At 45.9% G+C, this 23,763-nt stretch carries 12 protein-coding genes; 5 read left to right on the forward strand and 7 right to left on the reverse strand.

The window, feature by feature from the left end:
* Positions 1–81: 81 nt before the first annotated feature.
* The 7 genes from ACO08K_RS10935 to ACO08K_RS10965 form a co-directional block, all read right to left on the reverse strand.
* The gene (locus ACO08K_RS10935) at positions 82–4,593 is read right to left on the reverse strand and encodes an ankyrin repeat domain-containing protein (RefSeq protein ID WP_421796431.1); all 4,512 of its coding nucleotides are present in this window, start codon (positions 4,591–4,593) and stop codon (positions 82–84) included.
* Positions 4,594–4,850: 257 nt separating this feature from the next.
* Entirely contained in the window at positions 4,851–6,182 is a 1,332-nt protein-coding gene (locus tag ACO08K_RS10940) for an IS5 family transposase (RefSeq protein WP_421796432.1), read from the reverse strand.
* 293 nt (positions 6,183–6,475) lie between these two features.
* Positions 6,476–8,329 carry a stage II sporulation protein M gene (locus ACO08K_RS10945; RefSeq protein WP_421796433.1) on the reverse strand — a complete coding sequence of 618 codons (1,854 nt, stop codon included), beginning with the start codon at positions 8,327–8,329 and terminating at the stop codon, positions 6,476–6,478.
* 242 nt (positions 8,330–8,571) lie between these two features.
* Positions 8,572–9,660 carry a hypothetical protein gene (locus tag ACO08K_RS10950; protein ID WP_421796434.1) on the reverse strand — a complete coding sequence of 363 codons (1,089 nt, stop codon included), beginning with the start codon at positions 9,658–9,660 and terminating at the stop codon, positions 8,572–8,574.
* A gap of 179 nt (positions 9,661–9,839) precedes the next feature.
* Positions 9,840–11,561, reverse strand: a complete 1,722-nt coding sequence (locus ACO08K_RS10955) for a lamin tail domain-containing protein (protein WP_421796435.1) — start codon at positions 11,559–11,561, stop codon at positions 9,840–9,842.
* A 205-nt stretch (positions 11,562–11,766) separates the two neighbouring features.
* Positions 11,767–14,619 carry a PVC-type heme-binding CxxCH protein gene (locus ACO08K_RS10960; protein WP_421796436.1) on the reverse strand — a complete coding sequence of 951 codons (2,853 nt, stop codon included), beginning with the start codon at positions 14,617–14,619 and terminating at the stop codon, positions 11,767–11,769.
* Positions 14,620–14,870: 251 nt separating this feature from the next.
* Positions 14,871–15,737, reverse strand: a complete 867-nt coding sequence (locus ACO08K_RS10965) for a sugar phosphate isomerase/epimerase family protein (RefSeq protein ID WP_421796437.1) — start codon at positions 15,735–15,737, stop codon at positions 14,871–14,873.
* Between the two features lie 355 nt (positions 15,738–16,092).
* Here ACO08K_RS10965 and ACO08K_RS10970 point away from each other — a divergent pair, with 355 nt between their 5' ends.
* The 5 genes from ACO08K_RS10970 (at position 16,093) to glgB (ending at position 23,688) form a co-directional block, all read left to right on the forward strand.
* Positions 16,093–18,495, forward strand: coding sequence for an ABC transporter permease (locus ACO08K_RS10970; protein WP_421796438.1), 2,403 nt, complete (start codon positions 16,093–16,095; stop codon positions 18,493–18,495).
* Between the two features lie 21 nt (positions 18,496–18,516).
* Entirely contained in the window at positions 18,517–19,200 is a 684-nt protein-coding gene (locus ACO08K_RS10975) for an ABC transporter ATP-binding protein (protein ID WP_421796439.1), read from the forward strand.
* A gap of 127 nt (positions 19,201–19,327) precedes the next feature.
* Positions 19,328–20,638: a TolC family protein gene (locus ACO08K_RS10980; protein WP_421796440.1), complete on the forward strand. Its 1,311-nt coding sequence runs from the start codon at positions 19,328–19,330 to the stop codon at positions 20,636–20,638.
* A gap of 381 nt (positions 20,639–21,019) precedes the next feature.
* On the forward strand, positions 21,020–21,550 hold the full coding sequence (locus ACO08K_RS10985) for an isoamylase early set domain-containing protein (protein WP_421796441.1): 531 nt from the start codon (positions 21,020–21,022) through the stop codon (positions 21,548–21,550).
* 239 nt (positions 21,551–21,789) lie between these two features.
* Positions 21,790–23,688, forward strand: a complete 1,899-nt coding sequence (gene glgB, locus ACO08K_RS10990; RefSeq protein ID WP_421796442.1) for a 1,4-alpha-glucan branching protein GlgB — start codon at positions 21,790–21,792, stop codon at positions 23,686–23,688.
* Positions 23,689–23,763: the final 75 nt, after the last annotated feature.

Here is a 23,763-nt window from a genome sequence, read left to right on the forward strand (position 1 = left end):
TCCCGCAACATTTTTACACAATAGTAATGAACATGCTCCACACCTCTAAGACTTGAAAAAACTCAAAAAACTAACCGGGAATTACAAAGAAATGGGTTCATAAATAGAAGAGCTCAAATCAATGATGATTGGATTATCGTCAATCATTTCGATCCAACCCGATTTGTGGATTTTAAAATCCGCATAAAACACTGCGTTCGAATAAAATACAGATGCCATAGCGTATAAATAACCATTTGCTTCATTAAGGCCAGTTAATACGGCTGGCCTTAAATGTTTTTTTAGATTTTCTTTTTCTTCCATTGTTAGCGATTTTGGAATCTCGTCAAGATCAGGCCCTTCAGCAATGAAAAACGGGCCTTCCCCTGTTCTCACAAAGAAGCAAAAAAAACGCAAATAGTCCAATGCATTCCCGGAATGTATATTGATATTAAACTTTGCATTTACTTCATGAATAGGTGGTGAATCCCCTTTGAGGCGATAAATATTTTTTTTATTGGAAAGATAATAGATTATGAGTCCTTTTTTAGTCCAGGTTTCTGATTTTATTCGAATTATTTCAATCTCTTTAGGGTCATAAAAGTGCAAATAAGACTTTTGAAATTCAGTATTTTCATCGATTTTCAAATGACTATCAATTGGGTCAATTTTTTCAATCAATTTTTTCCGTTCTCTCACATTGATATTTACCCATTTCAGTTTACTGTCCCAAGAAACTACTTCTTGTACCGCTTGATTTCCTTGCTCCATTTTCATTTCTTCAATAAAGGACGGAGAGGCTAAATCAAAGGCTAACCAGCCTAATTTATCTTCCATCGTTGATAGCTGTTCAAGAACATGGTTAGATTTAAGCCAGCTTATCCACCCTGTTTCTTGAAAAACTACCGCACGATGCAACAGCGTCCAGCCAAAATAATCAGTACAAGTAAATTGGGAAGGATTCGCCTTAATTAGTTCAGTAAGGAATGCTTCTTCAGCGTCAAATTCCAAAGCCAGGAAAATAGGTGGCTTCCGGTTTTTCCCATGTTTCATGGGATCAGCTCCTTTTTCCAATAACTGTTTACCGATGTCCCATTTCTTATTTTCAATGGCTATCATTAAAGGGGTTTTTCCATCATTATTCTCTAAATTAATATCTCCTTCGTCTTCTGAAAGAATCCAATCTATGATATCGTTTGGAATTTTTTTGATTGCAGTTAAATGAAATACATTATTGCCTTTTTCATCTTTAGCTGAATCTTCAAAAAGGCTTGCTTTTTGGTCAAAAGATCGAAAAGATTCCCAATCTTCGATATTGAAACTCACAAAAATTGCAGTTTCTCCTTTGCTTTTAATCGGCAAAGAAGCATCCAGGTTTTTACAGTGCAATAATTTTCTTTGAACACTTAGGTTTCCACTTTTAACGGCTAAACCAAGCGGGGTATAATTTGAAGAATCACGAATATTTGGATCAAGGTCTTTATTGGAAAGAATGAAATCCAAGGTTTTATTAAGCAGATCCCAATTTTCTGCATTGCTATCGATTGCACGATCCAATAAGAGATGAAGGGGCGTTTTACCATCATCACTTAGGGTCGTTTGATTTAATTCACATTCATTTACAAGCACCTGAATTACATCGGCATGTAGATTTTCTGCGGCTAAATGAAGGGCTGTTTTACCCTTTTTATTGACTGCATTAATCAAACTCTTAAAGGAAGGATAACCGATGATTTCTTTAACCAAGAAGACGTGCCCATTCTCCGCAGCCAAATGAAGGATTGTAGATTCTTGATTATCCTTATTTTTGAAATCTGATATTTTCCTAAGGAATTGAAAAATTTCGTAACTTCCATACATTGCAGCATAATGAATCGGTATCATTCCATACTTATCAGATTTGTTTGGGTTTAGTTTTCTACCGTATATTAGATCCTTAGCCATCTCAATTCGATTTTTCGAAGCGCAATAATGGAGCATACTATAACCATTTTTTCCGGTTAGGGCTTCATCGGGAGTGAATGGCAATAATAGATCAAAAATTTCTTTGTTTCCTGTTTGAATGGGGGTGACGATTACGGGCCACCCATCAGGTAACTGATCGGCAGGCACTCCTCTGTCTAGTAAAAATTTAATGGTTTTTGCATGAAACCAGGATGCTTGCAACAATGGAGTTTTTCCTTTTTCACTTTTTGCATTTAAGGAGGCAGGATCAATCTCCTCAAATTTTTGGAGCAACTCATCCATTCCGTAGGCAGCCGCAAGACAAACATGGGGCGCCCTAGGTTCGCCTGAATGTAAGGTGGGTTTAAGTGGCGTTTTACTTTTGCTAAAAACCAGCATACAATAAGCTTTTAATACCTCATCATCCGGAGATAATTTATTAGAGGCCGGCCAATCTCTAAAATAGGCATTCAGCACTTCCGTTGCAAAATCAATTTGGTCTGTTGTATCAATCTCAGTTGGCCTGCCCAGACGGTTCCATTCTCTAGCTTCTTTTCGAAATAGCTGTTCTTCTTGAAGATAGCCTTTTCTTTTTTCAAACCAACCTAAAGCTTCTGGCCAAAAGCGGATAACCGCTTCATGTACCAGTCTAAATCCTTTACCAGAAGGAACTAAAAGGCGATGTTTTTCGAAACTGGTGCTTAACTGCTGTTCAGCAATATAAGGCCTATCAGAGTAGGTATGGAGCTGAATTTGATCAAGATCAATACCACTTAGCCCGATCAATGGTTGAAGAAAATAATCTAAGTCACTGAACTCAGCTTCAATCGTTTTTTTAACTTCAGACCAGGCTTTTTTTGCTTCTGTTTCAATGATTTTATCTAATTTAATCAAATCTTTAATGGTATTATCCAGCGGGATTTTGTCATTTCCTGGGAAGGAATTTGTTCCTGAACTAAAACTAAAAGGAATTTCTTTAGTCTCAGTAGTTGACACCTCTTTGGGTTGGTAATTCTCCTTAATGTGATCAAATAATTTGGACAACATTAAAGCAATTAAGGGTAAAATGGATTGTGCTGTAGTTCGACTTTCATTTATAACTAATTCTTTTACATTTTCCTTAATGCCATTTATCACTTCATTACTTAAGAAATAGCCGGCTCTGGAAAATGGTTGCTCAATAATTTCAGCTAAAAATTCTTCGGTGTACCCTTCAATCTCTCTGTTAAAATGCCTTTCGAAATTGGAAGATAAAAGCTCTTTTGCTACAAGTTGGCTTAACATTTCTTTTCGCGAATCTTCTAAAGTATAAATAAAGGCAAAAGAATCCCTTTGACTTGCCGCATCTATGAAATCAATTAAAGGCAACCAATATTCAGCATAATTTTCATTGGAAAGAAAATCAATAACCTCCTCAAATTGGTCTATTCCAAAAATGAGCTTAAGGTTGGTTTGGCCTTGTTCTTTGAGAAGTGCTTTTTCAATAACCTCGATTGCTCTTTTTACCCAAGATGGGCCAGTGATGGCACATATATCATTTATTTCACTATTGGACAACTGGATTTTAGATTGTTTTTCTATAAAAAGAAGAATTTGTTGGTGGAGATTTTTCGGAATTGAGCTACCTGGAGAACTAGGGAAGTCAGTTGGGCGAAAAACAACAGTACGAAATTCTTGTCTAAAATTAGGTTTATCAAAATGAGCTAATAGCCCAGCGCGAAGAAAAGAAGATTTCCCAGAACCGCTGCTACCAGTAAGGCGAATTACATTTGGTTCCCCATTTGTTTTAAATAAATCAAGTAGCTTTTGACTTAGGCTTTCAATTTGGCTTTTTCTACCAAAAAAATTGTACGCGTCATGCACATCGTAATATTCCAAAAATTTGTAAGGATTAATATTGGAACTGCTCTCATTCAATATCTTTTTAATCACCCATCTCTTAATGTCATCAACAATTTTATTTGGGTCATCGATTGGATTTTGATCAATATTTCTTTTGAGATAAATTGCACTCATGAAGTTTTTGACCATCATAGTCTGTCGGTCATATTTTTCTTTCCAATCATTAAAATCGTCACGGTGGGCATTCTCCACCCTTAATCGATTGCCATTAAGTTTGACTTTATCCCTTGCAGATGGATTGATACTTTGGTCTGCAACTAAAGTAAATTTCAATTTGCTATCCTGTGAACCGGAAGCATCCAGAAACTCAAACACTGTCCCCGTTAATGGGAAACAACCTGCATCGATGGCATTTCTTTCTTCTTCTGGATCAGCTGGCCAAGGATGAAGCAATTTGTACTGATGAGGAGGCTCTACCCAGGATTGGAAATCTTCAATAAATTGGTCAGCTTCAAAACTGCTTTCCAGGGGGTCACCTAAACGTTCTCCAATCAGGGTTATTACGCCCAGGCATTTTTTATCACTTGGACGGGGTAAGTTTTTTTGCCAGGATTTCTTTTGGTCTACCCCTTCTTCCAAAGTGTCAATATCCCAAGAAAATGGGTCAATATGTTGATTAGGGACAAGATTGTGAATGACAGCTCTTAGCATTGATTCAATTTCCATTCTTAAGGATTTCAAATCGCCCGGGCAAGCTATGAAAATAATTTCTTTTTCTAATTTTTTGAACCCTTCTGGGGTTACTACTGATTTTGTTGAAGAATCCATATCTGTATAATTGAGGGGTGGGCATTATTTCAAAGCGCATATGCGTCGGTAGACGCCCAATCCCTATGATTTAAAAAATTATCTATAATCACCAACTGAATGGTCAACAGGCCAATCATCAAAATTCAGAGACTCTATCAATTCCGCGATAAGGCAGTTGGTTTTCGTTTTGCAAATCAGAAATTTGCTTAATTAGTCGACCCTGAGAAACCCTATTCCCCAATAGGACTTGTTTAGAAGCTCTGTTGTGAAGAACTTCATCTCCAGCCCAAAATTGGCGTAGCGAAGCATCTAACGAGGCAGCACAAGCCCTCCCAGGTGTAAAAAATAAGTGCCCTGATCTCTCTGAGGCGGATTCTGAAGTTGTAAGCAGCGCCAGCCATCAAAGCATTGAAGGCATCCCCCAGGGTTCCGCTCAAGAAGTTACGCTCCAGGCCAAAATCGCTTTTCAGATGGCCAATGGTCGGTTCGATGGCGGCTCTGGATCGGAATAATTGTTGGAGTATTTTCTTCTCCTTTGCACTCACCTTACTCGATCCGTTTGAAGGGATTAATACCTGTGTGTCCCCAATTTTGGACCGACCTTTTCCTCCTCGATCATAGATGACCTTTTTGGGCCGTTCGCCTCCCAAGGGCTTAACGATTCGTTCCAGTTGTTCCAGAGTAGGTTCAATCGTATCTCCATCATAGGGATTGCCCTCAAAGCACTTCATGGCTACAATTACCCCTTTTTTTACTGTTCGGCTAACCGATACTTTGCAGCCAAACTCATACTTTTTATGCGCTTTACCTTTGGCAATACAACTCACCTGGGGTTCATGAATGGAGTAGCACTTGTTTTTGTCGCTCCGCTTTTGCTTTAGTAGATCTTTAAAAAACGAGAGGTAAGGCGCATAATGTTCTCGTAATGAATCCGGTAATTCAGATTCCACCTCCCGCATTAAGCGCCCTGCAATGGTCCTTAATCGTTTCAGGGCAGCCCTTCGTTTTTGTTCAAGACCTTTCTGCCGACTGGGTACTGTGATCTGACGGCGCAGCCGCTTTTCTTCCTTGTCGTAGGTTTGCTTCAACTTAATTTCGCTGCTCTTGGCGATGCGACGAGTCCAAAACAGAATTTTTGACGCTAATTTTTGATCAGTGGGATAGGTGATGTTTTTCTCCTGAACTGTGGTGTCCATTTGGACCATCTCCGCTTTTTCTTCCCCCTTGTGCACCTTCACACTCAAGGTCAGGATTTTCTCCACTCCTGATTCGCCGACCCTTTTGCGGAACAGTACAAAATCGGTCGGATCGAATGGTTTCCGCTTTTGAAAATAGGTCTCACCCGTGAAATATTGCCAATACGGATTCTCGATCCACCGCGCAATCACTGATTCATCCGACTCATTGAACAATTGCTTGAGGATAAGCAACCCAGCTATTTTTCGAATCGGAACGCTGGGACGACCTTGGTCAGCATAAAAAGGCGAAAGCTCCGCTTCCAGCCATTTCCAGTCTAGTTCTTTGGATAGAATCACCAGGTCATGATTCATATCGAGTAGCGTTTCGAGTCGTATTTCGCCTTTGCCAGGCCCTAAGCGTCCTAACATTTCTCCCAGTTTTTGACCTAAAACTCACGATTCTTAATAGAAATATACCGCTTTATTCTTAATATACAAATTCTATGCCTTTGATTTACAGCAAGGTATTAGTCGATTCTGACTTCGTCAGGGTCGACTAATTAGAGAAAAAAGAGGTTCAATTTCCGATTTCTGGTGTCGAAAAGAAAACGCGTGCTTAAGGTATTTTTATTATGTTATTATACCAGTTGACAAAAAGATTGTTGAGATAGGTTGTGAACAGGCTTGGTATTTGCATAAAGCGCAGAGTTAGAGATTAAGCCCTACTCTCGCTCCAGCCCCCGAATCCGCCGTTGTTTCCCAATCTTCGCAATTTTATTCCACAAATCCCCCGCATCCTGGATACTGGAGAAAGTGTAATACAATAATCCAAACCCAATGATGAGCATGGCCAAGACAAAAAAGGTCATAAAAACCTGTAAGCCCATCAAAAAGACTATGCCAAATTTATCCATTTGTTTAGCTGGCAAATTGACGATCCAATTGACTACATCCAAGAAAAAGCCCACTACGCCAGTATGCATCAAACCCAGGAAAAACATTCCGGTAACCATCATAATCAGGGATAGCCCCCACATCTTGCCGAACTGCGGCATGCTGAGCGAGAATGCCCGCTGGATACCTTTAAATGGGTTACCCTTAGCTTCCCGTTGAGTGACAAAAATCCATAGGATAGAAAGAGGGACAGCCAAACTGCCAATGAGCCAGGTGATCCCACCCGGAGCATAAAACAGCAGCAACAACGCAGCTGTTCCTGGCACTGCAGCCAACAAATCGATCCCCAGTTTTCCCCAACTTGGCCAGGTGGCGTCACTGTCGCGAATCATCAGGCGATTGATTCCCGTGGTCAGGATCAATACACAAAGCCCCATAAAAACAGGCAACAAGGGCAGGTGCTCATTGAAAATTATGGCATCAAAATCGTCGAGAAAATCGAACCAATTGGTAGGTAAATTAAAAATTTCATCATTGATGGCCGAACTGCTCGAGAAGACCAACAGGCAATACAAAACAGTGCAGCCAAATATCAACAAAAACACCGATCGCAGGTGATTGCGCATAAACAAAAACGCTTCCGTAAAAATCTCCCCATTGCGTTTGATGCTATGATAGTTGATTTTTAGGTTGAGGTCAGGCGTTAGATCGGCGCTGTGCAGTGGCGGAGCAAAGCCAATCCGGGCTTTTAAAGCGGGATACCACAAGAAATAACTCAGCACAAAAAACAGGGAAATCAGGATAAAAATGCCCCGAATCAATTGGGGCGCATCGGTATTGCGCGTCAAATAGCCTTCGATGATGCCTGCCAAAATAATCAGGGGTGCGATGCCAATCATCATTTTCATCCCCCTGCGGGCGGAGAGTTGGAAGGATCGATCCCGTGCATACGTATCCGGGAAGGCCAGGCCTCGCCCCATGGTGATGCCCGCTGCTCCAGCTACAATGATGCAGGATATCTCGATGGTGCCATGAATCCAGATGGTGAGAAAAGATTCCCAAAACAAACCCCGTTCGATGAAAAAATACTGGAAAACACCGACCATAATGCCGTTGAAAATCAACACAATCAAGGATCCTGCTCCAATAAACACCCCGGTTAAAAAGGTCAAAAGCGCTACCATCAGGTTGTTCAGCGTGATGCCTAAAGACATGTTGAACATCCCTTTTTGCTTGTACACCGCCATGGGGTCGCCATTTTTGATGTTGGTTTCGGTCATGTCCACATAGCTTCCCCCCAAAATGATTTCCGGAAAATCCGGGTCCATTGCACAGGAAAGTACTCCAATGCCAAAAGCCAACACAAACACCAAAAAAGCAATCAACATGTCACGCCGCGCTTCGTAGTACAACTGCGGCAATTCTTCGGTCCAAAAATGTTTGAAAGCGCGCCAGGGCGAGGTGGGACTCTTGTGAACGTCGTGAAAAATCCGTTGCGCCAGACCATTGAGGTAGACCCGCACCGACCGATTAGGGTAAAAAGTACGCGAATAGGACAAGTCGTCCGTAATCTGTACAAACAGGTCGTTGAGTTTGTCGGGGTCTTTGTATTCATCCTCCAGGATGTTTTCAAACTCGCCCCATTTTTCCTTATTCTGCTGAATAAATTGGGTCTCGCGCATAATTGGGCTTTACGAGGGGCATTTTACGAAAAAAATGGGAAAGATGTTACACGGAGGATCAGATTTAAGTACAAAAGAGCCGTTGGATTACAATTTTTCACAAGCGACATTTTTTTTAGCACAAAGGACACCAAGAGAGGCACAAAGGGCACAAAGTTAGACGTTGACAACGCGTTGCTTTGTGCCCTCTGTGTCCATTTGTGTATTCTCTGTGCTAAAAAAGCCGCTTTGGTTTTCAGTGATCACTGACCATTAACCCTCACCGTGAAATTTTGACCAAGTAACACCGGCGGGCAAATCGACTTCACCTCCGTAAAATCGATGTAAAAATCGCCACCATTCGGGTCCTGATTGTACACCCACACCCAGTTGTTGAGCGTAGCGCCGTCGGATACGATGGTCAGTTTTTCCCACTGGTTTACCTTGGTGCTCATCACGGCCTGACTGGTAAAACCATCCTTGCCCAGGCCCAATTGCACCTGGCCTTTCATCACGTATACCCAGGCCGTAACCACTACTTTTTTCACTCCATTGGGATTGAATACCTGGAATACACCACCTTCATTGCCGAGGGTACGTACCAGCAGCATTCGGCCACCGTCGGGGCCATTGGAGCCAATCAAGCCGGTGTACACAAATGCACCTGCGTTGTTGTTGTGTGCTCGCCATTCTTTAGCAGCGGAAGGAACGCCACCTGCAGGCATTGGACCTACGTGGTTCATTCCAAGGCCGATAGGGCCTACTTCTGAAAAACTGTTGTTGAGGGTAAAAATATCGGGCGTGCAGGTAGGTTCAACCTCCACAAAGTCGACAAAAAACAAGCCGCCATTCGGGTTTTGGTTGTAAACCCATACCCAGTTGTTGAGCTTGGTGCCGTCAGTGACGAAGCTGAGTTTTTCCCACTTATTGGTTGGGCCTACCGAAACAGCCTGGCTTGTAAAACCATCAACTCCCACGCCCAATTGGACCTGGCCCGTGACCACTTTCACATACGCCGTAACGATTACTTTTTTGTGGCCATTGGGGTTGAATTTTTGGAACACCCCACTTTCGTTGCCGCCACAGCGGATTTCGATCATTCGAGGGGCGTTTGGCCCATCGGAAGGCAACATGCGGGAACTCAAAGGGGCATTGTTGTTGCTGGTGTGCAAAAACCAGGACTTAGCAGGGGATTCAAATGGTGCAGGCGCGCCAGGCAAATTGACCAGAACACCGTTGGCGCCAACAACTTCAAAATTGGGGTTTTGTACCAAATTAGCTGCAATCAAAGGCAGCAACATCAAACTAAACAGAACAGTGCAGAAATAGGAAAGGAACAATTGTGGTTTCATGATAATGGGTTTTAGGTGTTTTCCCTAAGGTGTTTTTAACCCAGACACATGTTCCAGCATAGTTCAAATTTTTTCAAAAAAAATCCCGAACCCTACCTTTCGGCAAAATTCGGGAAGTGTTTTATAAGCGATCAGCAGTCAGCCATGAGCCGGCAGCAATCAGCTTTCGACTGTGAGGGTTATTCAACCACAAAGCGGATGTATTCGCCATTTTCGGCTTGTAGTACGTACATACCCTTGGCAAAACCATGTACTTCCACCTGATCTACTTTTTGGAAACGCCGCACCCATTGCCCCATTACATTGTACACATTGCCACTCAGCACTTTGCTGAAATAAAGACGTTCGCGGGCTGGGTTCGGGTATACCTTAAAACTGTGAGCAGGACGCCCAATTTCGCGGGTACCCACCGTCAACTTGTATACACCCGGCGAAGCCAAAATCGCTACACTATTGACAGACTTACCCGTTTCAGTCAGGGAGGCCAGCCAATTGCTACCCACATTGTTGTCGGAGTTGGCGTTGCTTAGTTCCAGGGAGGGACCAGTGCCATCAGGAGTGACTGGCCAGGGGGCTGCGTCGTCGTAATTGACTGAATCCAGCACCACCCCTGCGGAGTTGGACAAAACGATGGCCGCGCCATTGTTGTTCAAAAAACCAGTACCCCACTGCTGGAAGCTTTTGCCATAAAAACGTCCTGCCCGCAGTGAATCCGAAGCAATGATGTACAGTCCTTTGGCAGGCAACGTATATACCCCCAGCACCCCATTGGCACTGCGCGAAAGGCGCAAACCACCCATTGGAATGGCCTGGTTGCTGCGGTTGTAAATTTCGATGAACTCAAGGGAATCGGTACCCGTTCCGGCATTGTACATGATTTCAGAAATGACCAGGTCTTCACCCGTGTAGCCATTCCACAACAAAGGGCTGGATACAAAAGTGGTGCTCATGGTATTCGGAGTTGGAGCCAGGTCCACCAAACCTTTGACACTCAAGCGGTAAATGACACCATTGCTCAATGGGCTGGCGGTCGTCAGGGTGACACTGCGCCCTGCCGAATCGTAGGCTATATTGCCGATGGCCAGGCTGGGTTCAAGGCTGTAATTGGCTGAATTAGTCGCCGAAGCGCGGGTAACTACTTCGCTGATCAAAACCTGAATGGTATTGGCACTGCGCAAAACCGCTGAAGAAACTACTGGAGGGTTGGTGTCCGTCCCAGCTGCTCCAATCACAAAGGCAGTGGTATTAAAAGGCAAATCGGGAACGATCCCATCCTTGGATTGGTCGCCGCCAGCATCCTGAGAATCCCAATTGTTCAGATCGTTGATAGCGGCCAAATATCCTGCTTTATCCAAGCCCGAACGTGGCCCTTTGTACTGCGCCACATCGGCTCCAGCTTTCAGCAAAAGTGCACTTGTCCCCGCAATCAAACCAGTACCATCCAGCGAACCTGCGGCGGTGGCAATGGTACCATTGGTGACCATGTGCAAAAAAGTAGTAGGTGTATTGGCATCCGTGCCGAGGTAAAAAAAGATGGCCTCATCGGTTGCGGCCAAACCACGGTTACCCGTTCCTACTTGTACAATCGTGCCAATGCTTGCAGCCATGGTTGTAGAAAGGTCGGAAAAAACGATCACTGTTCCAGCCGGGATAGCGGCACTTCCCGTACTCCAGGCCAAAGTACTTTCAATAACATCGCGAAAGGCAGTACCCGACCACTCGTCGTCGCGGATGTAAATGGTGCGATCAGCCGGGATTTCAGCCAGGGTAATGATGGCCAAATCGTCGTTGCCATCGGCATTAAAACCAATGATGGCCAAATCGCCAGCTACCTGGGCATTGAGCTGAAACACGGTCAGCAAAATGCTCAGGATAAAAGATAAGCGTAAGAATGTTGACATATCACATAAATTGGTTGGTAAATTGTAGGTAATTGCGACTCGGATGATAGTAGGACTGATTCTTGAAGCAAAAATAAGCTAAAAATAATTTGGCATTAGCCAAAAAAAGTAGCCACTCTTACACCGTCATGAATCAGCCCTGAAAGGGCGCCATCTCTCAAAAAAGGGCGCAGCCCTTTTATTGTACCCAGCACCCCAGCCCCACCTACAACTCCAACAAAAACCGACTCACATCCGCCAAATTCTGCTGACTCAAGCCCAATGCCACTGGATCTGGCATCAGTGAACCGGACTGCTTTTGCCGTTTGGACACCTTGTTGGCAGGGAAAACATGTTGTTGCCCCAGCAGGTCGCGAATCACCAGGTTTTGGCCATCAGCAACAATAAAACCAAAAGCCGATTCCCCGTCCTGCGTAGTTACACTCCAAGCTTCGTAGCCAAAAACAACCGCTCCCGAAGGATTGATAATGGCATCTAACAGGCTTACCTGGTCAAATTTCTTTTTGATCAAAGTCAGGTCCGGTCCGATGTTTAGCCCTGTTTTTCCGGCGCGGTGGCAATTGGCGCAGCTGTTCTGGAATACCTTTTTGCCATTGGCCGCATTCCCATTTAGTTTAGCGATCATGGGAATTGACCAGAGTTTTTCAGTTCCTGGTCGTTTGAAATAATTCCCGGCCTGGATGCGTACAGCTTGGCTGGGGTTGCTAAAAATATGCTTGGCCACCTGCTCTTGTAAGTCAGCCGGCAATTTGTTTTCCAAGAGCATACCCATCAAAAATTGCCCACCCAGGGAGTCCTTAGCCATTCGTTCCGCCGTATTGAGTCGATCCCAGGCCGCGATATTGGTATTGAGTAGTTTGGCACGTTGGGCTTTCCACAGCGCCATCTTTTTCTCTTTGGCCAGGTCCAGACCCGTTTTTTGCCAGTCCAGCAGATTGGCCCAATCGTTGCTCTGGCGAAAGGCAAGCCAGTACTTAGCCTGCTCAGCCACATCAGGCAAAAGACTCTTGCTCAAGGTCAGCATGGCTTCGGCGGCTTTGCGGTCTTTAACATAGGCCAGGCCCACCAAAGCCTGGCTCCGTGCCGCGGGGCTTGCTTTGGCGTCACTCGCCCATACTTGCAGGGAATTTACGGCCACGGCGGGGTGCAAACGCCAGGCGAGTTTGCGCCAAACTGTTTCACTTAATGGTGGGGTGATGGCCTGAAGTTGGGGCCACAATTCCGGGGTGTGGGCCTCCATGGCAGCCCCCAGTGCTTCCAATTCCCAGGGGTTTTGGCCCTCGTATTGACGGATAAGTTGGAGTAAAATGGTTGTTTTTTGTTCCAGTGAAAAACCTCTGATGGCAATGGCAATTTCCCGACGCAACATCGGATTGCCCGACTGAGCATGACGGGCGCATAAGGCCAGAATTTCAGTTTTAGGCAAAACATTGCGTAGGGCGCGAAAGCTGGCAACTGCCGTACGGGCATCTGCATCATTCACCAAGGGTTCGATAGTCGGCAGCAAGATCGGTGCAGGCAACATTTTTGCCAATAAAAAAATTGTCCTCGCCCGTACGTAAGGATTCTCCGCTTTCAATAAGGGCATCAACTCAGGGATACGGGTAGCCCGCTGTTGCAGCAAGGCTTGATACGCTTGTGCCCGCACATTGGGAGCTGGATTTTGGAATGCGGCTACTTGGCCTTCCGCGGTTTGTAGGTCCAGTTTGGGAGCACTCAGTTTTTTGCCTTTAGGGGTAATGCGGTAAATCCGGCCATAGCCAATGCTGTCTTTCATTTGATGACCACCCACTACGGGGTCGTACCAATCGGCCACATACATGGCGCCATCCGTGCCCATCATCACATCGGAGGGGCGAAACCATTTGCTGAGATCGGCGTCATGGCGTTTGTCATTCCAGACGTAGCCTTCATCGTCCTGGGCTACTGAGCTTAGCAGGTTTTGCCGCTTGCCCAAATCAAAACCTGCACCCTGGCCTTTAGGCTGATAGGCAAAAATGACATTGCGCCCGGCATCAGCGCTGAGCAACATGCCCCGGTATTTTGCACCCAGTCCATCTCCTTCATTGACCACTACGCCAGTCGGAGAGCCTGCGCCAGTATTGTCGCCAGCGGGCATAAAACCGGGGTCTTCCTGATGCCAATGCGCCGTGAACATTTCCTGCCCGGGCCGTTGGTCGGCTGACCAGTAGCGGGTGCCATCGGCACTAAAGAATCCGGCATTTCCACCTTCCATCAGCCAGGAAACTCGACAGGTAACCACTTGATCATCGTTGTCGTTTTGCCACATGTCGCCATAGCTATCAATATAGGTTTCATAACTATTGCGGAAGCCGTGCCCCAATACCCGCAGGCCAGTACCATCTGGATTGATGCACAATTGTAAACCTCCTACCCAAACTTTGCCATCATCGCTGCGTTGATTGCCTTCGTTTTTAGTGTTGTAAGGGGTGCCTCCGGTATAAACGCTGCCAGAGCGAAGGGTCCAGCCCGCACGGTCTTTGACCAGGTGTGGTCCGGCATTGCCCGTGTTGAAGTACCACTTGCCATCAGGTCCAGCCACTACCGAATGCAGGGAATGATCGTGGTCTTTGCCACCAAAACCGGTGAGCAGGATTTCTTTTTTGTCGGGTTTATCGTCGCCGTTTTCGTCGGTGTAGAGGATCAGATTGGGAGAACAGGATACCAGAATGTATTTGCCCATTACGGCTATGCCAAGAGGCGAAACCAGGTCGGGATCTTCAACAAAAACTTTGGACTGATCGGCTTTGCCATCCTGATCGGTATCTTCCAGTATCATCACCCTGTCTCCCTTTTGGTGGTGGCGGAAACGGGTAGAATCGTTGTTGAAGTTGCGGTAATTGACTGCCTCAGTGACCCAAATTCGGCCTTTGAGGTCAACGTCCATGTTGGTGGGGTTGTAAAACATCGGGCTTTCGGCCCAGAGGGTCACTTCCAGGTCGTCGGGGAGGTAGAGTTTGAGGGTTTCCTGGGGGCTAGGTGTCGGCCAAGATAGACCCAAGACTAGTGGAAAAATGAAAAGAAAAATGCGATTCATAAGTAGCTTTGGTTTAATGGTTAGAGGGTTACAAAATTCAAGTGTTTTATCGGGCGCTAACGCTGGTACAAGTTTTGCGCTGGTACAAGTCTCCAGACTTGTACCAATATCAGCACGTCTCTGACGTGTATTTGTTCAATATTTTCGCGTTGCTCGTGCGTCAGAGACGCGAAAATGTTGGTACAAGTCTGGAGACTTGTACCAGCTAGTCTAGTGTATGTCAAGCCTTGGCCTTTCGACGAAGAATTCAATCAAAACAAATCTTTCAAATACGCCAAATTGTGCCGATAAGCCGTCACCACATCCTCTGCATCCGGTTTGGCCCATTCGATTTGCATCCAGTTGTCGCCCCGGTAACCGATTTCGCGCAGGGCAGTTGCTACCCGTGGCCAATCGATGGTACCTTTGCCGAGCAGCAGGCGGTTTTCCTTCATGTGCAGTTCACAGATGTTTTCCTTACCTAGGGTTTTGAGTTCGGCATAAATGTCATTGCCTGCATCTGCAGCATTGCGGAAATCATAAAAAACCTTGATCGCCGGTGAGCCTACCTCACGCATGATGTGCAGGTGTTCTTCGGCCGTAAGATAAGATTCAATGCCGAGGATTACGCCCGCTTGTTCAGCTTTTGGCGCTACTTTTTTCAACCTTTTGATCACCTCCTGAATCCCCTCTGGATCATTGCGTAGGTCGTTTTTGACAAAAAAAGCCAGCAACACGACGCGTACGCCAAAAGCTCGGGCCACATCGATGCTATCGGATACCCATTGCTCGGTGCGGGGATCGGATTTATACGGTACGTTGTTCAACTCGCTGATGGCCAGGCTACTGATTTTAACTCCAGTGCTTTTGCTCATGGCCAGGTATTGAGCTTGTAGCGAGGACTGGCGCAGATGCAGGTCGTTGGCCAGATTACCCAAATTGACCTGAATGCCGGATAAACCTATGGTTTTGGCCAGTTCAAAAGCTTCAATATTCGCACTTTTACCAAGTGACCAATCACAGGCTCCAACTTTGAAGTGACGTTTAAACTCGGCCCATGGTTCGAGCCAGGGATACAGCGTCTGGCCAGCTCCGAGCAGGGCAGTATTTTGTAAAAATTGGCGACGGGAGAGCGACATGAGGCATGTGTTTTGGCTGGCCTCTAAGTTAGGAAATATTCGAACATACCCAAATCCAATTTATTTCCTAAAACCTGTGATCGTGTGTCCGAAATCGGACACAAACTGTCCAGATGCGAACATGATTTTAACGCAAAACCATTTTTTAAAATCTGATTTTCAGTTGATTACAAAATTGGCACGGTCTATGACTTTAATCCAGTATTACATCCGACACCGACTTTTGTAAGAATATTACGCTGACTGTTGTTTCATACTAATCTCGTTGCAATTGGCCCGTTTTTGGGGTTAGGGACAAGTAACTGCACTTGTCCCAACCACGGGTTTCCAGCGAGCAACACAAACTCAAATGACCATGCAGTATACCCAACTCAAATTTGCGCTGCGCAACCTCTGGCGCAACAAGTTCTACAGTGTCATCAATATTGGTGGCCTGGCAGTAGGAATTGCAGTAAGCATGCTGATTTTGGTTTTTGTAGCCCACGAGTTGAGTTTTGATCGTTTTCATAAAAATGCGGAAAATATCTATCGCCTGAAAGTAACCTTCAAATTTGGTGAGCAGGAAATGCAAGGTACAGGGATGTCCGCTTACATGGGGCCTGCTCTCAAAGAAAGTACAGCTGGTGTGAAGGATTATGTACGGATGCATGCCTCCTTCAATGAAAAACTAGCGTTCAAAAGCGACGCTGACCATATTTTTTACGAAAAACGTTTTGTACTTGCTGATCCCAGCTACTTCAAGGTGTTCAGTTTTCCTTTTCTTCAAGGTGATTCCCGTACAGCGTTGGATCAGCCGGGGAAAATAGTGGTGAGTGAATCCATTGCGGAGAAATATTTTGGCGATAGCGATGTACTGGGCCGCACCTTGACACTCAACAATGGGCTGGATTTCGTCATCAGTGGCGTCATCAAAGACCCACCCTCCAATGCTTCGCTGGCTTATGATATCATTGCACCTTTGCAATCCTTGTTTGCTTTTCAGAAATTGCTCAATCCTGAGGTGAAAGAGGACTTGCTAAAAGTGGACAATGTGGTGCGTTTGGGATCCTTTCAGACCTATCTACATCTGGCCAATCCTTCTACCCAAGCCTCCGTTTTGAACAACATTCCCAAACTGATGCGGCGAGGCAAAATACCTGAATCAGAAATAAAAAGCAACAAGTTCATGCTCTCCGCACTCACCGATCTCCATACTGGAGAAAATACCAGCAATGAGGCCAGAGGCATTAACAATGTATACATTTTTGCAGGAGTGGCCTTGTTGATCATCCTGTTAGCCTTGCTCAATTACATGAGTTTGACCACCGCTCGGGCCAATGAAAGAGCTCGGGAAGTAGGGGTGCGCAAGGCCTTGGGTGCGTTTCGCGGCGAACTGATCGGTCAGTTTTACGGAGAGTCGGTACTGGTTACTTGCTTGTCTTTCCTATTGGGATTTGGCCTGGCTTTTTTCCTGCGCCCTATCTTTTTTGATCGACTAGACATTCAGATTGATGCGGCATTTATGCTCAGTCCGCTTGTCCTTTTGCCTATGTTAGGCCTGATGCTGGCCTGTATTGTATTGGCAGGCGCTTATCCTTCGCTGGTGCTCTCCGCTTTTCGGCCAGTGGAAGTGTTGAAAGGCCGCTTTTTGAAGAGCAGCAAAGGGGGCATCCAGATTCGCCAAAGTATCACGGTATTCCAGTTTGTAGCCTCGATTGTGTTGGTCATTGCCGCAGTGGTGGCCCAACAGCAACTCAGTTATTTACAATCGCGTAAATTGGGAATGAACAAGGATCAGATCATGATGCTGACGCCCTCCGCAGCAGGTTATCATGCTTTCCGCAACGCAGTTTCTCAATTGAATGGAGTAGAAAAAACGGGAAGTGCCTCTTTGGCGCTGTTTAAAGATTACAACTCGATATTTTTTGTCACCTCTCCGATCAATAAAAAAGAAGTACCCCTCCATACGATTGGGGTTGATGTAGGTTTCATCGATATGTTGGGATTGACTTGGAAAATTCCACCAGCCGATTTGAAAAATACGCAGGGTTGGGAAGGGAAATTGGTCTTAAATGCCCTTGCAGCGAAAGATTTGGGGGTAAGCTCCCTGGCACAGGCGAGCGAAGTAGGCAGTATTTTAGGACAACCCATGGTAGGGGTGCTGAATGATTTTTACTTCAGTGAAATGAGCCTGAATCAAAAAGCTCCACTGGCCATGTCGATTGTGGGTAAAGATTTTAAAGGCACTTTGTACCTGCAATTGTCAAAAACAACCGACGTACAAGCCAATATGGCTGCAATTGGGAAATTGTACAAAAAATATTGCCCGGATAAACCTTTTGAATATTTTTTCCTGGACGAAAGTTTTGATAACCTATTCAAAGCCGAAGACCGCATGGCCAAACTTTTTGGCATCTTTACCGGACTCGCTATTTTTATCTCCTGTTTGGGGCTATTTGGTCTGGCTGCTTATGCCACAGCCCGCCGCGCCAAGGAAATTGGCATCCGCAAGGTGCTGGGGGCAACGGTTGGCAACGTGATGAGTCTGCTGTCGACCGAATTTTTGCGGCCTGTATTGTTGGCGATCCTCATCGCCAGCCCGATTGCCTGGTACCTGATGGAACAATGGCTAAAAAAATTCACTTACCGCATCGAGGTGGAATGGTGGATATTTGCAGTAGCGGGCCTTAGTGTGATTGTACTGGCCTTGCTCACTGTGAGCATCCAAAGCCTGCGTACGGCCCTGGCCAACCCCGTAACTGCGATTAAAAACGAATGACAACTACAATTTATACCAACTATGTTGCAACTAAAAAACATAGCTAAGTACCATAACAGCGGCATCCAGAAAAACTGGGTGCTCAAGGACATTAGCGCGAATATTTTTGAAGGTGAATTTGTCTCCATCATGGGGCCTTCCGGGGCTGGAAAAAGTACACTGCTGAACATCATCGGTATGCTGGAAGAACCCAGTGGCGGAGAGTATTACTTTTTGGACGAACCCGTACACAAACTTTCGGAAAAAAAGCGTACCGAGCTGTACAAGCACTACATCGGCTTTGTATTCCAGCAATACCACCTCATTGATGAACTAACGGTATACGAAAACCTGGAAACTCCCCTGTTGTACAAAAAAATCTCGGGGTCTGAGCGCAAAAGCCGCGTAGCAGATATCCTGGATCGATTCAATATGGTGGCTAAAAAGGATTTATTTCCCAATCAGCTTTCGGGGGGTCAACAACAGCTCGTGGGCATTGCCCGCGCACTAATTGGCCAACCCAAGCTGATTTTAGCCGACGAACCTACCGGAAACCTGCAATCTGCCCAGGCGGATGAAATCATGCAGATTTTCAAAAAGCTCAACGAAGAAGAAGGGGTGTCCATCATCCAGGTAACCCACAGTGAAAAGAATGCCGCTTACGCCCAGCGGATCATTCACTTGTTGGATGGACATGTTGAGCGGGAGGAAAAAATCACGAAATAAGTTGAGGAGTTGAGGAGTTGAGAAGTTGAGACTACTGCGAGCGACTTAGACAAGGACATTGTCAGAATCGCTCGCAGTAGCCTCAACTTCTCAACTCCTCAACTCCTCAACCCCAAACTTATCATTTATGAAAAACATACTTTTGGCGCTCTTTATACTCAGTCTCGGAGCCTCAAAAAACACAGCACAAAGCACCCTGAGCCTGGACGACTGTATGCGCATTGCCCTGGAAAACAACCTGCAAATCAAAAACTCGGGGTATCAACTGGACTTGGCGGAAGTATCACTGCGGCAAATCCGGGCACAACAAATGCCTGACCTAAGCCTGAATTTTGGCCAAAACTTCAACTTTGGCCGCAGTATCGACGTCAATACCAACCAGCGGATCGATGAGGTTTTTTTGAGCAATGGTTATGGTTTGAACCTATCGGTGCCCATTTTTAGTGGCTTCGGGCTAAAATACCAGGGCCAACAACAGAAGCAGGCCATTCAGGCGGGCATTAAGGATGTGGAAACCAGCAAAAACCTGATTCGCCGCAACATCATCACCTTTTACCTCAATGCCCTGGCCAATCAGGAGCTTTTCCGCGTAGCTCAGGAGCAAGCCAATGCCACCCGTCAGCAAATTGAGCTGGCACAAAAAAGAGTAGCGGCGGGAGTGGCCAACGAAGTGGTGGTATACGAACTCAAAGCACAACTGGCCAATGAGGAATTCAATGCCGTCAGTGCCCGCAACAATGCAGAACTGGCCAAGGTCAACCTCTTCCAACAAATGAACCAGCCAGTAGACATGAACGCCCAACTGGATGCCAACCTGATCCAAAGGGTCAACAGCCCGGCTGAAGCGATGGCTTCGGCAACACTTTTACAAAAAGCAGAGGCCAGCCTACCCGAAGTGCAAGGGGCGCAATTGCGCATTTTAAGCGCACAAAAAGGGGTGGAAGCGGCCCGGTCCAATTTTTTCCCCAGCATCAATTTTCAGGGGAATTACGGTGCCTTTTTTACCAGCACTCGTACAGAAGCATATTTTTCGCAATTGGATGCTACCCGCAACGGGAGCATGAGCATTGGTTTGTACATGCCCTTGTTTCGGGGTGGTGCCCTTCAGCAACAGGTACAACGGGCAGTAATCAACGAAAACATTGCCGAAAACAACCTGGCTGATGTAAAAAACCAACTCCGCACCGAGATCGAACAGGCGGTACAAAACCACCGGGCGACCCAGGAGCAGTGGAAAGCAGCCGAACAACAAGTGGCTGCACAAACGGAGAATGTACGTTTGTTTGAAAAACGTTTTACCGCTGGAACCGCCAATACTTCCGAATACATTTTGGCAAAAAACAACCTGACCCAATCCAATGGCAACCTGATCTCGGCCAAATACCGCCACCTGATCTGGAAAATAATTTTGCAGTATTACGAGAACGGTAAGTTCTAATTTTATTTCCGACTAGATGATGAATAGCCAATATGCATCCATAAGTGTTGCATATTGGCTATTGAATTTCAAAAAATTAGGACGAAATCGCATTTTTTTTCATTTTTTTATTTCCATTGATTATTCGGTTGAATTACATCCCTCCCAAAAAAGCCTGATATCTTTTTGCATCTGGATAAATATTATTTCAAAAAATGCGTAAATGCCAGATATTTTTTTAGCTCGTCTAGCGTTTAGAAAATAAGAAAAAAAGCATTGGGCTTTGAAAATCAAAATAATAGCTTCTAAATTTGCCCTGCAATTAAAATTATTGCACCCGTACATCACCTGCTTAGATCGCAACAAAGTCATTGATTCTTTCAACCACAAATACCAAATGACATGTTGAAGAAGGATTATTCCAAAACGAAAAAAGTTTGTAAAGTTACTTTCTCTTTGCCTAGCACTGCTGTTCAGGACGGTGCTGAAGTTCGCGTATTGGGCGACTTCAATGGCTGGGCCTGGCAAAGCGGTCTGGTTATGAAGGCCGGCAAAACGGAGTACACTGCCTCTACTGAATTGGCCCTGGGTGCCAACTACGAATTCCGCTACGCGATCAACAACGAACGTTGGGAAAATGATTGGGCTGCCGACGCTTACGTGCCTTCTCCTTTTGATGGCATCAACAACTCTTTGGTTTCTGTATCTGCTGTAGTTGACGGTGAATTGACCGGCAAAGCTGATGGAGGCAAAAAAGTTAAAGCAACTGGTGCACCTAAAGCTGAAAAGCCTGCCGCTGCCGCCAAGGAAGAAGCTCCAAAGGCTCCAGCCAAAGCTAAAGCTCCAGCTAAAACCACTACTGCGCCAGCTGCCAAAGCAAAAACTGCCAAGGCGCCAGCAAAACCTAAAGCAAAGGAAACGCCTAAGAAATAGTACGTATTTCAAGCGTTTTCCGAACGCAGCATTACTTTATTTGGTAATGCTGCGTTTTTTTTTGCAGATCACTTCTCTTTTAGCATTACCTTGTTATTTTTGCTAAGTCCGGTGTATGAAACAAAGTTAGGGTGCAATCCAATTGCACTACCTTTCCCTTTTCATCCATCTTGCACAATTCGCTTTTTCCATCAGTAACGGCAAACCTCGGTCTGTCGAAGCCTCCAATCTCTGCATGTATGAGTAAGGTAATCAACCACAGCCTTTTTACCGACTACGATATTTACCTCTTCAAGTCCGGTACTCATTTTCGGATTTATGAAAAAATGGGCAGCCATTTGATCGAAGTCGATGGCCAAAAAGGTGTGTACTTCTCCGTTTGGGCGCCCAATGCCCAGTCTGTTTCGGTGATTGGTAACTTCAACTTTTGGAACACCCAGGAGCACCCGCTTTCTTCACGCTGGGATGGTTCCGGCATTTGGGAAGGATTTATTCCCGGGCTGGAAAAAGGTACCTTGTACAAATACCACATCCATTCACAAAATGGGCGGCATGTGGAAAAAGGTGACCCTTATGCCTTGTTTTGGGAAGTGCCTCCTAAAACAGCCTCGATTGTTTGGGAAAATGACTATACCTGGGAAGACCAGGATTGGCTCAAACAACGCCAGGACAAAGCAGGCAAACCCCAACCCTACTCCGTTTATGAAGTACACATGGGCACCTGGAAAAAGAATGGTAATGAATCGCTGAGCTACCGTGAATTGGCTGTGGATCTGGTGAAGTACCTGCAAGAAATGAACTTCACCCACGTGGAGTTTCTGCCTGTGATGGAACACCCATATTTCCCTTCCTGGGGTTATCAGGTGACCGGGTATTTTGCGCCAACCAGCCGATTCGGTACACCTGAAGACTTCATGTACCTGGTGGATAAATTGCACCAGGCTGGTATTGGTGTCATCCTGGACTGGGTTCCTTCTCATTTCCCTACCGATGCCCATGGTTTGGCCGAATTTGATGGTACTTACCTGTACGAGCACGAGGACCCACGCAAGGGTTTCCACCCCGACTGGAAGAGTGCGATCTACAATTTCGGCCGCAATGAGGTGCGCAACTTCCTGGTTTCTAACGCCCTGTTTTGGCTTGACCGCTTCCACGCAGATGGCCTGCGGGTAGATGCCGTAGCCTCCATGCTTTACCTGGATTATTCCCGCGAAGATGGGGAGTGGATACCCAACCCCCAAGGCGGCAAAGAAAACCTGGAAGCCATTTCCTTCCTGCGCGAATTCAACACGATGTCTTACCGGGAGTTTCCAGATGCCATCACCATTGCTGAAGAATCAACGGCCTGGACGGGCGTATCTCAACCTACCTATGCAGGTGGATTGGGCTTTGGCCAAAAATGGATGATGGGCTGGATGCACGATACTTTGGATTATTTCAAAAAGGACCCCATTCACCGCAAGTACCACCACGGGGAGATTACTTTCAGTTTGATCTACGCCTTTACCGAAAACTTCATGTTGCCCCTCTCCCACGATGAGGTGGTACACGGCAAAGGCCCATTGATCGACCGCATGCCCGGCGACGAGTGGCAACGTTTTGCCAACCTGCGCCTGATGTACGGCTACATGTATACGCACCCGGGCACGAAGCTGCTTTTCATGGGTGGCGAATTCGGTCAAACCAGTGAATGGAGCATCGAACGGGGCCTGGAATGGTGGTTGCTCGAGTTTGGCCCGCACAAGGGAGTACAGGCCTGGGTGCGCGACCTGAACAAGTTTTATGCCGATCACCCGGCGATGTATGAAAAACAGTTTCAGCCTGAAGGTTTTGAATGGGTCGAGCATGGTGACTGGGAAAACAGTGTACTGGCTTACTTGCGAAAGGGTGAAAAAGCGGAGGAAAACTTACTGGTCGTGTGCAATTTCACACCTACCACCCGCCAGGGCTTCCGCGTTGGGGTACCCGCTGCGGGCAAATGGAAGGAGGTACTCAGTAGTGATGCCAAAATTTACAACGGCACCGGAGATCACCTCAACGGCACCGTCAAAGCGGACAAACAGGAGTGGAATGGCCGGGATCACTCGATTGAGTTTACCTTGCCACCATTGGCTACGGTGATTTTTCAAAAGGTGTAAATTCGATAGAAAATAGAACGGCGTGGGTGGAACGGAAGGACTGCTCACGCCGTTTGTATTTGTGGGAATTTTGCC

Source organism: Haliscomenobacter sp. (assembly GCF_965225875.1).
Lineage (GTDB): Bacteria > Bacteroidota > Bacteroidia > Chitinophagales > Saprospiraceae > Haliscomenobacter.

Bases quoted from the DNA above. Each gene is read 5' to 3' on its own strand.
- ACO08K_RS10935 (WP_421796431.1), bottom strand. From the start codon at position 4,593: ATGGATTCTTCAACAAAATCAGTAGTAACCCCAGAAGGGTTCAAAAAA.
- ACO08K_RS10940 (WP_421796432.1), bottom strand. From the start codon at position 6,182: ATGTTAGGACGCTTAGGGCCTGGCAAAGGCGAAATACGACTCGAAACG.
- ACO08K_RS10945 (WP_421796433.1), bottom strand. From the start codon at position 8,329: ATGCGCGAGACCCAATTTATTCAGCAGAATAAGGAAAAATGGGGCGAG.
- ACO08K_RS10950 (WP_421796434.1), bottom strand. From the start codon at position 9,660: ATGAAACCACAATTGTTCCTTTCCTATTTCTGCACTGTTCTGTTTAGT.
- ACO08K_RS10955 (WP_421796435.1), bottom strand. From the start codon at position 11,561: ATGTCAACATTCTTACGCTTATCTTTTATCCTGAGCATTTTGCTGACC.
- ACO08K_RS10960 (WP_421796436.1), bottom strand. From the start codon at position 14,619: ATGAATCGCATTTTTCTTTTCATTTTTCCACTAGTCTTGGGTCTATCT.
- ACO08K_RS10965 (WP_421796437.1), bottom strand. From the start codon at position 15,737: ATGTCGCTCTCCCGTCGCCAATTTTTACAAAATACTGCCCTGCTCGGA.
- ACO08K_RS10970 (WP_421796438.1), top strand. From the start codon at position 16,093: ATGCAGTATACCCAACTCAAATTTGCGCTGCGCAACCTCTGGCGCAAC.
- ACO08K_RS10975 (WP_421796439.1), top strand. From the start codon at position 18,517: ATGTTGCAACTAAAAAACATAGCTAAGTACCATAACAGCGGCATCCAG.
- ACO08K_RS10980 (WP_421796440.1), top strand. From the start codon at position 19,328: ATGAAAAACATACTTTTGGCGCTCTTTATACTCAGTCTCGGAGCCTCA.
- ACO08K_RS10985 (WP_421796441.1), top strand. From the start codon at position 21,020: ATGTTGAAGAAGGATTATTCCAAAACGAAAAAAGTTTGTAAAGTTACT.
- glgB (WP_421796442.1), top strand. From the start codon at position 21,790: ATGAGTAAGGTAATCAACCACAGCCTTTTTACCGACTACGATATTTAC.